The organism is Flavobacterium caseinilyticum, from assembly GCF_004349085.1.
Lineage (GTDB): Bacteria > Bacteroidota > Bacteroidia > Flavobacteriales > Flavobacteriaceae > Flavobacterium > Flavobacterium caseinilyticum.
The window spans coordinates 75,876-91,603 of record NZ_SMFM01000009.1; the positions used below are offsets into that span (position 1 = coordinate 75,876).

A 15,728-nucleotide genomic window follows, 5' to 3' on the forward strand; every position below is an offset into this window, starting at 1 on the left:
ATTGTTTAAAATCTCTTAAATAATTCCTCTAAACGAAACTTTATTTAAGAGATTGAAATACTCACATTTTACTCATTTTACGGTGCTTAACTTACTCATATTACTGCACTCAACAGCACATTTTCGACAGGATTCCGCACAATTTTTGCAATGCTCCATGTGTGCATGTTTTTCACATTCTTCGGCGCAAGCTGTACAAATTTCGGCGCATAATTTGCAGATTTTTTCCGTAAACTCACTTCCGCTTGCCATAGCCTGCATTGCAAATAAACAAATAGCTGCACAATCATGATCTAGTTTTATGCAACGCGCTAACATTTTTACGTCTTGCTCATTCAAGCATTCACTTTCGCAATGCGAACATTCTACTGCACATTCTGAACATGCATCGATACAATCTTTAAATTTTTGATGACTCATCTTTTTTAAATTTAAATTGCGAATTAATTTTCGCAGTTTAAAGGTAGCTTTTTAACTTGAAAAAGTATTGTGAAATTCTAATAAAAATTATATAATTCACACATTATCAGGAATGTATATTGGTTTGTAAAAAATGTAATTGCAAAAAAAGGACGCTTGTCTTTTAGAACAAGCATCCTCCATACAAATTTGAAATTTGAGTTTCTTAATAATTAAAAGTAGCACCTAATCCCATTCCCATATCACTATCATAGTGTGTAGTGATTCCAAAGTTTCTTTTGACAATGTAGCGTAAACCTGCCATATATTCTTTGTCGGTATTCCACATTAAATTCATTCGTAGTCTTTTTGAAACTGGAATGTCTTTTCGTTCAAACTGTAAACGTACATTTCCGTCGGTAAAAACTTCGGCTTGAGCGACTATAAGCATTGGTAATGTGTAATTAACCCCTGCACTAAAAACAGCTCTGTTGTCTTTGGTATTGGTTTGCCCAAAAAGATTTCTTTCTTGATTGTCTATTCCCCCTTTTCTATATCTCCAATCAAAACCTATAAAAGGCATTAACCATTGCATTTTTCCAATGTATCTTCCAATATGAGTTTCGGTTTCATAACCGTGCATATCATTGTATCCTAATCTCCATTCTGTTCCAATACTCCAACGTGTACTTTGATACATAGCTTCTCCATCGTTTCCGTTTGTTGCAAAATCATTTTCTGCCATAAAGTGAAAAGCTCTATCGTCAGCAAACAATTTTCGTCGTGCTAATTTAGGATCTGGTATTTCGGGATTTGGTGCTTGGTTTTCATAACTAAAAACCCTGCCCATTCCGCTCATCATGTGATACAAAATATGACAATGGAAAAACCAATCGCCTTCTACATTGGCATTAAATTCGAATACATCGGTTTCCATTGGCATTATATCCACAACGTTTTTTAGAGGAGCATAATCCTCTTGACCATTTAATAGTCTAAAATCGTGACCGTGCAAGTGCATTGGGTGTCGCATCATAGAATTGTTGTGAATTGTGATGCGAACATTTTCGCCTTTTTTAATTAATATTTTATCCGCTTCGGAAACCACTTTGTTGTCTAAACTCCAAACATAACGGTTCATATTTCCTGTCAATTCAAATTTTAATTCTCTTACTGGTGCATCTTTAGGAAGTATCGTTTTAGTTGGCGATTTTAACATTGCATAATTTAAGGTAGTAATATCCGAAAGCGCATTACTATTATAATCGGCTTCGGTCATTTTCATATCCTTCATTTTTTTATCGCTTTTCTTTTTTTGTTCTCCGGTAATTTCTGGGTACATTACTACATTCATATCCATTTGATTGTAGGACATATTCATTCCCATATCGTCTAAATCGCCGTTCATTTTCATCATCCCATTCATCATTTTCATTCCCTCAAAATATTTAAGCTTGGGAAGAGGTGTAATAAGTTGTTTGATACCATCCCCAATAAAATAAGAAGCTGAATACAATCTATCTTCGGTGGTGGCTAAAAATTCAAAAGCAGTTTTATCGGCAGGAATAGTAACTAGAACATCGTAAGTTTCAGAAACACCAACAATTAATCGATCTACTTCTACAGGTTCTACATCGTTACCGTCATTTGCAACTACCGTTATTTTTCCACCGGCATAAGTAAGCCAAAAATAGGAAGAAGCCCCACCATTAGATACGCGTAAACGTACTTTATCACCTGCTTTTAAAGGTTTTCCATCAATACTTTTCACATCCGTACTTTGCTTACCATTCATAAGGATTTTATCGTAAAATACATCGCTTACATCCATTGCATTCATCCTTTTCCATTCATTTTTTAATTTAACACCTAAATAACCTTGCTTTATGGCTTCTGTATAACTTTGGGTTGTTCCTTTTTTGATTGCTGGATAATCGTTTGCGTTGTGCAACATTCTATGTACATTTTTTGGATTTAGATCTGTCCATTCGCTCAATACTATAGGAACGGTTGGCAAATCATCAATACCCTTTCTAAAAGTTAGATCATCCGTTTTTTTATTCATAATAAATGAACCATACATTCCGATTTGTTCTTGCAATCCTGAATGGCTGTGGTACCAATGTGTTCCTTGTTGGATAATCGGAAATGTATATTTGTGTGTCGTGTTGGGCTTTATTGGCATTTGTGTTAAGTTTGGCACACCATCTTCTTTGTTAGGTAAAAACAAACCGTGCCAATGCAACGATGTTTCTTCATCCAGTTCATTATGTACATAAATTTCAGCGGTATCGCCTTCGGTAAATGTAAGTGTAGGCATCGGTATTTGTCCGTTTACAGCAATGGCTCTTTTAGGTTTACCTGTAAAATTTACGATGGTGTCTCGCACATATAAATCGTAACGCACTGTTCTTGGTGGTGTGTTGTTTTCAATTTTAGTTACGGTTTCTAGAGTTGCTTTTGTCATATCCATAATGCTCATATTATGATTTTGATGTGAAGCATTAGCATCCGTTTTCATATTGTCCATGCTACCCTTCTTTTCAGAAGTCTTTTTCATGGGAATTTGCATTTCATCATGCTTCTTCACCACCGTTTTTTTACCCGTTTTAGCTTTCTCCTTTATCAACGTCATTCCGCATTTAGGACATTTTCCCGGTTTGTCAGCGTGAATTTCGGGGTGCATTGAGCAGGTATACGTTGTGGGCTGCACCTTTTGCGCCTTTTCCTTTTTTGACATATCCATACCTTTCATATCCTGTGCATGGGCAAAGGAATAAATAGACATGATGAATATTAATACTATAATTTTTTTCATTTTTTTAAGTTTAAAATTGATTTACAAATTATTTTGGAGTTATTTATCTAATTCTTTAAGCTTTGCTTTCATTTGTTCAATTTCTGCCTGTTGGCTGGTAATAATATTTTTAATTAATTCCTTTATTTCAGGGTCGGTAACCGATGACTCTTTTCCCATTAATATTGCTGCGGCATGGTGTGGTATCATTGATTTTAAAAATTCTTTATCCCCAACTGCCGTCTGTTGCCTAATACCTGCAAAAAATAGAATCAAAGCAATAAAACCAGTGACAAGCAGTGAAATATTTAATTTCTTATTTCCGTACATGCTACCCATCACTAGAAGTTCAATTATGAGCATCGGCATGGTCATCAGTCCAGCCATGTAAAATTGGTTTATATTGGGTATTACATTGGCAAAAACATCTACCATTGCATACATTAGTATGTACATAGCTATAAATGATAACACTATCATAATCGCTAATTTCTTGTACATAGTCAAACTTAATTCTTTTGAATGCTCTTCTGTTGTGTGTTTCATTGCCATAATTTTTTGATTTAAAATTAATTTATTTTTTTAATAGTAACTCCAACTCTAAAATTTGTTTTTTAAGTGATTCAACACTTTTCATTTTTTTTAATTCTGCTATTGATAAAGCTTTTTTACCTGCTTCAATTGCACTTGGATAGTCTTTTAGTTCCGTTGCTATTTTTTGTCTCAAATTAGGATAGTAAAAATTTTGTGGATCTAATTTTTCGGCTTCAATAAGCCAAGCTATTGCTTGTTTGGAATCTCTGTTTGTACTGTAATAATAGTTTGCTGCTTGAAATAATAAATTAGCATCTTGAGTTTTTTCTTTAATGATGTTTTTATCTATTACTGCTAAAATATTTTCATCTGCTTTGCTTTTCAATGGAATTTTCACCATCGAATTTTCCCATATTATTTTTAGAAATCCCTCCCCTTTACTGTTAACATCATTTATTTCGATTGTAAATGTTTCATATAAATTGGGTATGCTTTCTACTGGAACTGTAAAACGAAAAACATCTTTTTTGGCATCGTATCCGGTTTCTCCATGTAATGTAGTATCTGTATTTACAATTATTGTCCACTCCTTTTTAGAAGGTATTGTGAATATTGAGTAACTACCCATTTTTAAAGTAGTATTTCCAAATACAATATCTTCGTTGGTAGTTATTGAAGTACAATCACTAGCGCCAGTTCGCCAGAGTTTTTCAAAAGGTACTAATTCACCAAATATTTTTCTGCCTCTTGCTAGTGGTCTGCTGTAAGAAACTTTGATTATTGTGCTACCCAATTCTTGTTCAAATGATGCAGATGGACTTGCAGAAGTTAGTTTTATTTGAACTTTTTCTTGTGCCGAAATTATTAAAGCTTGTAAAATAAAGAAGTGTATTAGAATTATTTTTTTCATGGTTTTTGATTTTAAATTGATTTTAAATTGATTTTAAATTGATTTTACTGTTTTTTATTATTTTAAATTATTTTTTTATTTTCCTCCAAATTTTTCTAATAGTAGGCGATGAGATATACCAAAGTAAAAAACCACTTAAAACGGTTATTAACCCTAATAATGAAAATAGTCGCAAAACAATATTATTCATATTGTCTCTACCCTCATAATCCATGGTATGGGTCATCCATAAAAAATCAAACCATCTCCAATCGCGGTGTCTAATCGTTTGAAAAGCTCCATCATTTGCTGAAATATAAGCCTTTAAATTATTTGGTTCTTGGTATGAAATAACATAGGCAGGTAGTAAATGCTCTCTATATTCATGGTGTTTCCCTACTTCTTTAATAAGTTGTATTTCTTTTACTTTTAAACCTGATACAATATTTTTATCCGCAGTTGCTAATGCTTCTTCTTTAGTGATTCCTTTTTTTAAGTCTCCTGTTTTGGCATTGTAAAGCATCTTGTCATTAACCCAATAAAAAGGTTGATTATTTATTACCCTTAATTCTATAGATTGAATTGCTATCGAAGGATGAAGTAGGGAAGGACTTATTAAACCTGAAAACGACTCGGCAACAATTCCTTTTTTATGAAATTGAATTCCATGAATATCATCAATATTAGACCAACTAAAATACAGACCGCTAATGGTCCACATTAAGAATTGAAGACCTAAAAATATTCCTAAATATCGGTGAGATTTTCTAATCCATTTTACTTTTTTTCCTTTAATCATTTACCTTTTAATTTTTTTTTTAATTGTTAAATAAACTGAACCAACCTTAAAAATCGCATTAAAATTTCACTTATTTAAAACAGAATATATTTGAATATTCATAGCTTAATTTTCTATTCCATTCCGCCCGTTTCGGACAAATAACTTATACCATTCGGTTTTTTGCCTACTGCAATTGTATTAATTACTTTTTGAGTTGCCACCTCTATTACTGAAACAGTATTGTCACCACTATTGGTTACATAAACTGTTTTTCCGTCTTTGCTAATCACTACACCATGCGCTTTATTGCCTACGGTTATCGTTTTAATAACTTTGTTACTTGTTATGTCAATTACAAAAACTTTATTTGAAACAGGTCTACCCATTGTTTCCCCTTGATCGGCTACATATAACAATTTACTGTCTGGCGTGGCATATAATTGAATTGGACCTTGCGCATCATTTGGCAATTTTATTCTTGTTATTTGAGCATTTTTAATATCATATTTTACTACTTCTTTAGTATCATACAAACTCGCAAAAATAAATTTTTCATCTTGTGTAGTTGCAACTTGCACAGCCACTCCTCCCAGTGGAATGTCTGTTATTGTGCCATCAGAAATAGTAATAATCGACATACTTTTTGCATCCATATTTGCAACATAAAGTTTTCCGTTTTGATGTCTAAAACCGTGTGGTAAATATCCTTTTCCTAACTCAAATTTTTGAGTTATTTTATATGTTTTAGCATCGACTTGAAATATCTGATTTGTTTCATTTGCAGTTGCATAAGCATATTCAGATTTATTATCTAAAACTACATGAGCCAGATGTAAATCCTTACCAAGTTCAATACGCTTTTTTATTGAATTAGTGTTTGGATCGATTACTATCAATTGGTTTGTTGCTGTACTATCCATAGGTATTGCCGTCACCCAAACAGATTTTCCATCAGGTGCAACTTGTACGTTATGAGCCATAAACATCATTCCTGAAGAGTCACTAATTGATATTTCTGTATTTTTTGTGCTGTCCTGAAGGTTTATAACAGAAATGCTACCTCCATCCTCATTAGCTACGTATACTTTTGCTAATTGCATTGTTTTTTTAGGATTATTGCAGCTGCCAATTATTAAGCCAGCCACTACTAATACTACCATAATCTGAAATTTTTTGAGTACTACAAGATTTTTCATTTTTTTATTATTTAAGTTGATTTTGCTATTTTTTCCATAATGGAATAATCTGAACCAAACTTGCAAATCGCATCACATTGACTTCGCAATTCTGAAAATAGTATGTATTTGATATTCATTTTTGAATTTTTAACAACAGGTCTATTCAATTGTTGTATCACATCTTTTTCGCGACTGTTTGGAATGATGATATAAAATACCTCTTCGCCATTGGAAATACTAAAATACAAGTCGGATAAACGTAAAATACCTGAATAAATACTGGTGCTTTTTTCTACTTCAAATGCTCCAATGATTTTGTTTGTTCCTTTTTTAAACCAAAGTACATCAATGAGTTTAATCGTATTTTGGGTGTCCTTATCTGTTGGTAATTCAGGAAATTTACTAATTGATATAAACGAAAAACTTTGACCATTGAATGCTTTGCTTTTATCATTACTGGCCGGAGTAACATCGTAACCTAATGAACTGCCAATTTTTAACAAATGGTATTGCATTTCGTTATGAAGGTTTTCTGCTAATTTTTCTTCCTGAATTTCTTTTTGGCGTTTTAGTATATTCTTTTCGAACTTTGTGCGTTCGTCTTCGCTTAAATATTCATCGTTACCAATTAGCATTTTTTGTGTTCCAATCTCAAAACACAATCCGGCAATCGCTCCTAAATCGTTAGATAATTCTGCTTTGTGTTTGCTGTTAGTTTCAATTAATGTTTCTCGGATTTTTAAATATTCTGTCCAACTTCCTAACTTCTTTTTGTCTTTGAATAAAAAATTAAATCCGTTGAGAATTGCCGTATTGAATGGCGGAAACCAAGTGGGGTGCAAGAAATATAAAATACTGGCTACCGCCGGACCTAAACCTTTTATTTTTAACTCATCCAATTTAACAATCTCTTTTATAATCTGTTCTTCGGTTTTGGCATTGATGCAGTTTTCGAGAAATTGGCCGAAAGCAATTTTATTGTTTGGATTTTCGTAAATATCTGGAATTCTTAATTTTGGTTTCCAATAAAAAGGATGTGCCACACCTACAAAAATTTGTTTTTGTTCTGCAATACAACTCAACACAAATTCTAAACTACTCCCTTTAAAATCATTTGGAAAAGTCTTGTCTTTGATATCGTCAATGACTTGTAAAATTCCTCTACGAATGGTTCGAAATGCTTTTAGCCTTTGGTCGTTATCGACAAACCAAGTATTATAAACACTTTCGGCATCGGTTTTGTATTGTTGGACTATTTGAGTAAGGTTATTCATTTTAATTTACCATATAAATTTCTATTCACATGTTCTAAAGTTTCAAACGTCTTAATCTTAACGCATTTACAATTACGGATACTGAACTAAAACTCATTGCCAAAGCTGCTATCATAGGAGAAAGTAAAATCCCGAAAAATGGATATAAAACTCCGGCTGCAATTGGCACACCTAAAACATTGTAGAAAAAGGCAAAAAACAAATTTTGTTTAATGTTACTCATTACTGCGTGGCTCAATTTTTTGGCTTTCACAATACCTTGTAAATCGCCTTTTACTAAAGTTATTTTAGCACTTTCTATCGCCACGTCAGTTCCGGTACCCATGGCAATTCCGATGTCTGACTGTGCTAATGCAGGGGCATCGTTGATGCCGTCTCCTGCCATCGCGACAATTTTTCCGAGGGATTGGAGGCGCTTAATTTCATTTAGTTTGTCTTCGGGGAGGGCTCCTGCGATGAATGAACTAAGATCGAGTTCGGCAGCGACGGCTTTTGCGGTGTTTTCATTGTCGCCCGTTATCATTATTACTTCAACACCCTGACGCATCAGTTCTTTTATTGCTTCTTTGCTTGTTTCTTTTATCTTGTCTGTAATGGTTACAAAACCCAAAGCAACCCCATCGATGGAAATATAAGAAACTGTTTTTCCTAGTTTTTGTTCGGCTACAATTTTATTTTCCAATTCATCAGAAACTGTGGCGTTCACTTGTTCCATTAGTTTTTTATTTCCGAGGGCCACTTTTTTATTGGTTACCGTCCCAATAACTCCTTTTCCAGCAATGGCTTCAAAATCGTTGACTTCGATTAATGAAATATTTTTTGCTTTTGCAAAATTGACTACGGCTTGCGCCAATGGGTGTTCGCTGTACTGATTTAAAGAAGCGATATTTTGCAATAGCCCATTTTCGTCATTTTGTAAGGAGAACACTTTTTCGACAGAAGGTTTTCCTTCGGTAATGGTACCTGTTTTATCAGTTATCAGAACATTTACCTTGTTCATATTCTCTAATGCTTCAGCATTTTTTATCAAAACACCTGATAGTGCTCCTTTACCTACGCCGACCATTACCGACATTGGTGTGGCTAATCCCAAAGCACAAGGACAGGCAATTATTAATACTGCAATGGCATTGATAAAACCATAGACTAGGGCAGGTTCCGGTCCAAATTTTGCCCAAACAAAAAAGGTTAAGACAGAAACTACAACTACAATCGGTACAAAATATTTTGCAATGCTATCCGCGAGTTTTTGAATGGGTGCTTTGGATCGGCTCGCATCATTTACCATCTTAACAATTTGCGAAAGCAAGGTTTCCGAACCAACTTTCTCGGCAATCATAACAAAGGATTTATTTCCGTTTATGGTTCCCGCTATAACTGAATCATCAATCTTTTTATCAACAGGAATAGGCTCTCCTGAAATCATAGATTCATCTATAGTACTTTCTCCATCAGTAATTTTTCCATCTACTGGAATTTTATCTCCCGGTTTTACTCGTAATAAATCTCCTTTTTTGATGTCGTGAATCGAGATTACTTTGTCCCCTCCTTCGATAACCAAAGTCGCTTCGGTGGGCGCTAATTTCAATAATTCTTTTATGGCACCGCTAGTTTGACTGTGTGCTCTTGCTTCTAATAGCTGTCCTAATAAAACTAAAGTTAATATTACAGTTGTAGCTTCAAAATAGAGCAGTACTGTTCCAGTTTCCGTTTTGAATTCGTTTGGAAAAATATTAGGAAAAAACATTCCTACTAAACTGAATAAAAAAGCAACTCCAGTTCCAATTCCGATAAGGGTAAACATATTCAAGTTCCAAGTAACAATAGACTTGAATGCACGAACAAAGAATATCCAGCAGGCATAAAAAATTACTGGAATGGACAAAATAAGTTGTACCCAATTCCAATATTGAACCCTCATTATTTTTTCTAGCGGATTGTTTTGCATCATTTCTATCATTGCAATGGCAAAAATGGGAACTGTAAATACTACTGCGATTTTCATTTTCTTTACCAGATCCTTATAGGTTTTCTGGTCTTCGCTATCACTCGGCTCCATCGCTACTAAATCCATTCCGCAAATAGGACAGGAACCAGGTCTGTCTTGAATAACTTCGGGATGCATTGGACAAGTATATAATGTATTATTTACCTCAACTTCTGCTTCTTTTACCAAATGCATTCCACAAACAGGGCAATCCCCCGCTTTATCATACGTTTTTTCGCCTTCACAATGCATAGGACAATAGTATTTTCCTTTGGTATTGCTAGTCACTTCGATTGTTTTTTTATCATTGTGAGAATGAGCGGAGCAACACGATTTTACAGTAGTTTCATTCGTTGTAGAATGCTGTGAAACTTTACCATTGGTCATTTCTATGGTATATTTCCCAGCTGTTGCTAATGCTTCTTGCAATTGTGTAGTTGGAATGTGTTTAGCCATAGTTATAGTTGCTATTGGTGGGTTTAATGAAACTTTAGATTCAATGCCATCAATTGAATTCAATGTTTTTTCGACTTTGGTTCGACAACCATCGCAAGTCATTCCGGTAATGTTGTAAGTATGTATCATCTTTTATATTATTTTAATACAAATTTCTATCATAACTGTTTTTTGCATTTGCACAATTTTGTGTATGATATGCAAGATTTACAAATCTTCTATTTGCTTTCTTTTAATGGTTTTTATGTTCTTGAAGTAGGTTGGCGAAAAGCCAGTTACTTTTTTGAATTGATTACTCAAATGCGAAACAGTACTATAATTTAAAGAGTAGGCAATTTGACTTAAAGATAATTCATCATAAATAATCAATTCTTTTACTTTCTCAATTTTCTGATTGATGAAATACTTCTCAATAGTAGTATTTTCAACTTCCGAAAACAGATTACTCAAGGTGTTATAGTCTTGATGGAGTTCTTGTGAAATATAACTGGATAGGTTACTTTTCAAATCATTGTTTTTATTTTGAACCAAATCAATAATCAATGTTTTAATCTTATCTATTGTTTTACTTTTCCTATCGCCAATTAAATCAAAGCCAATGGCACGAAGTTTTTTTAACAATTCGCTTTTTTGATTTTCGTTAATGTCATTTTTTAATTCGACTTCACCTAATTCAACTGAAATTGGATTAATTCTGATATTCTCAAATACAGATTTTACTACCATTTTACAACGGCTACAAACCATATTTTTGATATAAAGTTTCATAGTAAACGATTTAATTAAAGATAAACTAACCCTGCTAACACAATGGCAAGGTTAATTTAGAGTTTTTTGCCCAGATGAAGTGCTATTTGATTTCTTCCTTTTTTTTAGTAACAGGAACGGTTAGTTTCATCCCACATTTAGAACATTTGTCGTTTAATTTACCTTGTACTTCCGGGTGCATCGGGCAGGCGTATATGTTTGTTTGATTGTTCATCATTTTAGTTTTATTATTCATCATTGTAGTATCATTACTCATCATAGCATCATTTTTATCCATCATTGTAGTGTCATTGCTCATCATATTTGAATGATCTGTTGTGGATTCTTTAGTTTTTTGATTGCAAGAAACCAATACAAATGCCATTATTACGGTTGAAAGAATTACTTTTTTCATTTTTTCTGCTTTTTTAAAAATAATACTAAATGCTTTTGATAAGCATTTAGTATTAAATTGATTACTTTTTACATTTTGCAAGCTTCTGCACATTTTTTGCAAGCATCGGCGCATTTTTTGCAACATTCCATATCGTGTTTACTGCATTCGTTGGCGCAATCTTCACAACATTTTACGCATAATGCACAAAGTGCATCGGCAAATTTTGAACCTCTCGCACATAATCTTGCACAAAGGGCACAAATGTCGGCACAATCACGACACAATTTCACACATTCTAAATGGTCTTTAACTGTTAGACAACCATCAGCACATTTTTCACATTCAACCATACAGGCTAAACAAGCTTCGATACTTACTTGAACATTTTTCATTGTATTTATTTATTAGTTGTAGATTAATTTCTACTTAACAAAATTCAATGATTACTTTACTTAGATTGTTATACAACTTTAGTTTTAATTTGTATAATTTATAAATCTTCTATATGAATACGGGTTTTGTTTTTTAAATTTTTAAATGCTGTTGGTGTAAAACCTGTTACTTTTTTAAATTGATTGCTTAAATGTGCTATATCGCTATACTGCATTTTATGGGCAATTTGACTTATTGAAAATTCGTCGTAAAGCAATAATTCTTTTACTTTTTCAATTTTTTGGATAATAAAAAAATGTTCAATTGTTGTTCCTTCAACTCCCGAAAAAATATGGCTCATTGTGTTGTAATCTTGTAATAAATCTTTGGATAAATATTGAGATAAATTAATTTTCAATTTTGTATTTTGATTATGAACCAAATCAATAATTAAATTTTTAATTCGTTCAACTGTTCTACTTGTTTTATTGTCTAATAATTCAAAACCAAGTAATTGCAAACTTTTTTCTAATTTTTGTTTTTGATTTTCAATATTTTCTTCAAAAATTTCTACTTTTCCCAAATCAACAGTAATAATAGTAAGTCCAAGTTTTTCTAACTCGGATTTTACTACCATTTTACAACGATTACAAACCATATTTTTTATGTACAATTCCATTGATCTTCTTTTTGTTTTTTTACATCTTCATTCCCTCCATTGGGTCGGCTCCTTTTCTGAAAATATATTCGCTGTTGATGGTGCTATAAAACAAATGGTTCGCGGCAAATCGAACCATTTGTTTGAAAAATTAATTTTTCGATTTTTCATCATTCATCTTTTTCTCCAACAATAAGCAATGGGCGGCACAGGCGTGGAGTTTGTAATTTTTATGCACGGTACCCATATTGTGACCTTGTGGATCTAGGATTTCGCACTTTTCCCCTTCTGTTTTTCCAATATTAACCACGTTTTCGCCTTTTATGTTGTAATACGAACCATTCTTTTTAGCCATTCCCATCTTTTTTCCATTGGAATCAATAACATTACCGTTTCCATCAATAAAATAGACAGTTTTACCTTTGTTATCTTTCACGATATTGTCTTTGGTAATAAATCCTAATTTATTCCAACCGTGATCGTGAATTTCACCCTTTTTATTGATGTAAATTTTTTCAGTAGGGTTGGAGTCCGATTTAGTTTGTGCATTGGCACTTAACGAGATAATCATTAAAAACATTGTTAGTAATGAAACTGTTTTTGTCGAAATTAATCTTTGAATTTTCATAATAAATTGTATTTAATTATTCTTCAGTTCCGCTGTTGCTCGGTCTTCAGTTTCGCTGTTGCTCGATTTTTATTTTCTAAATTTTAAAGCATTTATAGTCACAGAAACCAGATCAGAATTCTTTATTAAATTTACGATATTTTCGTCGTTTATTCTTTACAAATATCACATTTTCATTCCCTCCATCGGGTCACTGCCTTTACGGAATTTATATTCACTGTTAATAGCATAGGCGCCTGTAATTACCACTTTTTTTGTACTATCTATTTCAGATTTGATTTCTATCATCCCATTGGTTTCTATTCCAGTTTCGACCATTAGGTTTTCAAATACTCCCGGTCTTTTTTCAACCCAAATATAGGAAGCGTTTTCCTCCCTGATAACTGCATCGACAGGAATATACAATCCTTTTAGATTAGATTGTGTTAATTTTGCCATAGCCTGCATCCCGGGTTTTAGTTGCAAATTTGGATTTGATATTTCCAATCGAATTAAAAGTAGACGAGTATCTGGATTTATTTCCGGATTGATAAAAGAAACTTGCGCATTTATGGTTTTATCAGGAAAATCGGCAAACGTTATTTGGGCTTTTTGTCCTATTTTTAGATTCTTGGCATAGTTTACGTTTACTTGTGTTTCTAACCAAAGACTGTTTAAATCCGCCAATTTAATGATGCTAGAACCTTCCATTGCATAACTGCCTTCTGTGGTACTTATTTCCGATATTGTTCCACTGGCAGTGCTATAAAAAATGGTATAAGGAGAAACTTCCTTACTGGTTTTTAAACTTTCAATTTGGGCATTGGTTAAACCAAAGAATAGCAGCTTTTGTTTTGCTGCATTGAGCATATTTCGGGCATTCTTTCCAAAATCGCCAGGCATTGATAGTTGTTTGTATGCCGTGAAATAATCCTGTTTAGCAATGGCAATATCTTCGCTATACAATTGATATACGGCTTGATTTTTAGCCACATAATCGCCGACCGTTTTGAAGTATAACTTTTCAATTCGCCCCATTGCTCTAGCAGAAATGGTGTTAATTTTTTCTTGATTAATTGTTAAAACCCCTGTATAATTTTGTTCTAAACTGCTTTGAGTTGTTGCGACAGTTTGCGTGATGATGTTCCCCAATTGGAGCTGCTGTTTACTCAAGCTTATCTCGTTTGCAGCTGTGTCGTCACTTTTTATTGGAGTTAACTCCATGTGGCAAATGGGACATTTCCCAGGCTTATCCTCCTTTACTTGAGGATCCATAGAACAAGTGTAAAAAACAGTTTCTTTACTTTTATGTGCGCTATGGTCTTCTTTGTTTTTAGTATTACAAGCTATACATACAGTAAGTAGTATTGATAGAATTCCTATTATATTTATCGTTTTCATAATTATTCGGTTTTAATAAAGCTTTCGCTATCAATTAAATATTGTGCATTTTTAGCAATAGTATCCTCAACGGAAATTCCACTGATAATTTGAATAAAATCATCTATTTCAATTCCTGCTTTTATTGCAGTTGCTTTAAAGCCATTATTCTTTTTTATAAAAACTATTCTCTTGTTGCCAATACTCACTAATGCTTGTTTTTGCAGCCAAACCCCTTGTACTGAATTTGTTTTCACAATTCCTTGTAATCGCAGACCTATTGGGAATTTTAGTTTAATGTTGTTTAGGTATACCCTAATTCTATTGGATTTATCTGCTGGATTAAATTGAGTTTCAATAAAATTTATTTTTGCATCCATGAATTCATTTTTGTCTAATTCTGTAGCAATTTTGATAGCTTGATTGGTTTTGATTAGACTATTGTACCCTTGACTAACATTAAAGATACCCCATACTTTATCTGTATTTACTAATTTAAAAACGACTTCTCCCTTTTTTATGTAGTTACCTTCCTTTATATTTAATATTTCTGTATTATTACTTGTACTTTGCATCGTCGAATTGCTTGTATTATCCATTTTTTCTGTTCCTTGAATAATTCCAGAAGCTGGACTGTAAATTGAAACTTGAGGATTTACTTTTTTGGAGGAAGACAATGAATTTATCTGATTTTTAGTCATTCCATAAAGCAATAATTTTTGCTTTGAGGCTTTAATAATTGAGGTATTATCGGAATCATTGGAAACTAAATAAATAAAATTTTGCTGTTCTGTCAATAATTCAGGGCTGTATAAATCAAATAATTTCTGTCCTTTAGCTACTTTTTGGTACTTATAATTGACATACATTTTTTCTATTCTTCCACTTATTCGAGCAGCAATATTTACTGATGAATTTGGATCATAAGACACTATTCCAGGTAAGTCTACCTCACTGCTTAATGTCGTGTCTTTAGCTGTTGTAGTTTGATAATTCCCGACGATAAAATTATCAGTAGGTTTCAAAAGATTATCAATAGAATTGTCTTCCTCAGCTTGGCTTTCTGTTATTTTTTTTATCAAAGTCATTCCGCAAATAGGACAATTGCCAGGTTTGTCGCGAATAATTTGGGGATGCATAGAACAGGTGTATACTTCTTTTTGATGTAAATTCTCCAAGTGATTGTCTGATTTTATTGGAAAGAAATAGATAGCAAATCCTATACTAGAAATTACGATTAAAACCAAACTATATTTTAAATATTTATTCATA

14 protein-coding genes are annotated in these 15,728 nt (G+C 32.9%); all 14 read right to left on the minus strand.

What is annotated here, in order from left to right:
• Nucleotides 1–72: 72 nt before the first annotated feature.
• A complete protein-coding gene (locus tag E0F89_RS15065) occupies nt 73–420 on the minus strand; it encodes a four-helix bundle copper-binding protein (RefSeq protein WP_099715367.1) in 348 nt (115 codons plus the stop codon).
• Nucleotides 421–625: 205 nt separating this feature from the next.
• Nucleotides 626–3,217: a multicopper oxidase domain-containing protein gene (locus tag E0F89_RS15070; RefSeq protein WP_220485218.1), complete on the minus strand. Its 2,592-nt coding sequence runs from the start codon at nt 3,215–3,217 to the stop codon at nt 626–628.
• Between the two features lie 39 nt (nt 3,218–3,256).
• The gene (locus E0F89_RS15075) at nt 3,257–3,742 is read right to left on the minus strand and encodes a DUF305 domain-containing protein (protein WP_243699535.1); all 486 of its coding nucleotides are present in this window, start codon (nt 3,740–3,742) and stop codon (nt 3,257–3,259) included.
• Nucleotides 3,743–3,770: 28 nt separating this feature from the next.
• Nucleotides 3,771–4,640 carry a DUF2911 domain-containing protein gene (locus E0F89_RS15080; RefSeq protein WP_099715369.1) on the minus strand — a complete coding sequence of 290 codons (870 nt, stop codon included), beginning with the start codon at nt 4,638–4,640 and terminating at the stop codon, nt 3,771–3,773.
• Nucleotides 4,641–4,707: 67 nt separating this feature from the next.
• The gene (locus tag E0F89_RS15085) at nt 4,708–5,418 is read right to left on the minus strand and encodes a PepSY domain-containing protein (protein WP_099715370.1); all 711 of its coding nucleotides are present in this window, start codon (nt 5,416–5,418) and stop codon (nt 4,708–4,710) included.
• A gap of 113 nt (nt 5,419–5,531) precedes the next feature.
• Nucleotides 5,532–6,596, minus strand: a complete 1,065-nt coding sequence (locus tag E0F89_RS15090; RefSeq protein WP_131910586.1) for a Vgb family protein — start codon at nt 6,594–6,596, stop codon at nt 5,532–5,534.
• 11 nt (nt 6,597–6,607) lie between these two features.
• Nucleotides 6,608–7,852 (minus strand): hypothetical protein, encoded by a 1,245-nt coding sequence (locus tag E0F89_RS15095; protein WP_099715372.1) that lies wholly within the window; start codon nt 7,850–7,852, stop codon nt 6,608–6,610.
• 34 nt (nt 7,853–7,886) lie between these two features.
• Nucleotides 7,887–10,424, minus strand: a complete 2,538-nt coding sequence (locus tag E0F89_RS15100) for a heavy metal translocating P-type ATPase (RefSeq protein ID WP_131910587.1) — start codon at nt 10,422–10,424, stop codon at nt 7,887–7,889.
• A 78-nt stretch (nt 10,425–10,502) separates the two neighbouring features.
• Nucleotides 10,503–11,063 carry a helix-turn-helix domain-containing protein gene (locus E0F89_RS15105; RefSeq protein WP_131910588.1) on the minus strand — a complete coding sequence of 187 codons (561 nt, stop codon included), beginning with the start codon at nt 11,061–11,063 and terminating at the stop codon, nt 10,503–10,505.
• An 82-nt stretch (nt 11,064–11,145) separates the two neighbouring features.
• Nucleotides 11,146–11,457, minus strand: a complete 312-nt coding sequence (locus E0F89_RS15110; RefSeq protein ID WP_131910589.1) for a heavy metal-binding domain-containing protein — start codon at nt 11,455–11,457, stop codon at nt 11,146–11,148.
• Nucleotides 11,458–11,929: 472 nt separating this feature from the next.
• Nucleotides 11,930–12,490: a helix-turn-helix domain-containing protein gene (locus E0F89_RS15120; RefSeq protein ID WP_131910591.1), complete on the minus strand. Its 561-nt coding sequence runs from the start codon at nt 12,488–12,490 to the stop codon at nt 11,930–11,932.
• A 130-nt stretch (nt 12,491–12,620) separates the two neighbouring features.
• Nucleotides 12,621–13,097, minus strand: coding sequence for a 5-fold beta-flower protein (locus E0F89_RS15125; RefSeq protein ID WP_131910592.1), 477 nt, complete (start codon nt 13,095–13,097; stop codon nt 12,621–12,623).
• A gap of 165 nt (nt 13,098–13,262) precedes the next feature.
• Complete coding sequence (locus E0F89_RS15130) at nt 13,263–14,477, minus strand: efflux RND transporter periplasmic adaptor subunit (protein WP_131910593.1); 1,215 nt, start codon at nt 14,475–14,477, stop codon at nt 13,263–13,265.
• Nucleotides 14,478–14,479: 2 nt separating this feature from the next.
• On the minus strand, nt 14,480–15,727 hold the full coding sequence (locus tag E0F89_RS15135; protein ID WP_099715375.1) for an efflux RND transporter periplasmic adaptor subunit: 1,248 nt from the start codon (nt 15,725–15,727) through the stop codon (nt 14,480–14,482).
• Between the last annotated feature and the right edge of the window lies 1 nt (nt 15,728).

Bases quoted from the DNA above. Each gene is read 5' to 3' on its own strand.
- E0F89_RS15110 (WP_131910589.1), bottom strand. From the start codon at position 11,457: ATGAAAAAAGTAATTCTTTCAACCGTAATAATGGCATTTGTATTGGTT.
- E0F89_RS15095 (WP_099715372.1), bottom strand. From the start codon at position 7,852: ATGAATAACCTTACTCAAATAGTCCAACAATACAAAACCGATGCCGAA.
- E0F89_RS15065 (WP_099715367.1), bottom strand. From the start codon at position 420: ATGAGTCATCAAAAATTTAAAGATTGTATCGATGCATGTTCAGAATGT.
- E0F89_RS15120 (WP_131910591.1), bottom strand. From the start codon at position 12,490: ATGGAATTGTACATAAAAAATATGGTTTGTAATCGTTGTAAAATGGTA.
- E0F89_RS15075 (WP_243699535.1), bottom strand. From the start codon at position 3,742: ATGAAACACACAACAGAAGAGCATTCAAAAGAATTAAGTTTGACTATG.
- E0F89_RS15090 (WP_131910586.1), bottom strand. From the start codon at position 6,596: ATGAAAAATCTTGTAGTACTCAAAAAATTTCAGATTATGGTAGTATTA.
- E0F89_RS15105 (WP_131910588.1), bottom strand. From the start codon at position 11,063: ATGAAACTTTATATCAAAAATATGGTTTGTAGCCGTTGTAAAATGGTA.
- E0F89_RS15080 (WP_099715369.1), bottom strand. From the start codon at position 4,640: ATGAAAAAAATAATTCTAATACACTTCTTTATTTTACAAGCTTTAATA.
- E0F89_RS15085 (WP_099715370.1), bottom strand. From the start codon at position 5,418: ATGATTAAAGGAAAAAAAGTAAAATGGATTAGAAAATCTCACCGATAT.
- E0F89_RS15135 (WP_099715375.1), bottom strand. From the start codon at position 15,727: ATGAATAAATATTTAAAATATAGTTTGGTTTTAATCGTAATTTCTAGT.
- E0F89_RS15070 (WP_220485218.1), bottom strand. From the start codon at position 3,217: ATGAAAAAAATTATAGTATTAATATTCATCATGTCTATTTATTCCTTT.
- E0F89_RS15130 (WP_131910593.1), bottom strand. From the start codon at position 14,477: ATGAAAACGATAAATATAATAGGAATTCTATCAATACTACTTACTGTA.
- E0F89_RS15125 (WP_131910592.1), bottom strand. From the start codon at position 13,097: ATGAAAATTCAAAGATTAATTTCGACAAAAACAGTTTCATTACTAACA.
- E0F89_RS15100 (WP_131910587.1), bottom strand. From the start codon at position 10,424: ATGATACATACTTACAACATTACCGGAATGACTTGCGATGGTTGTCGA.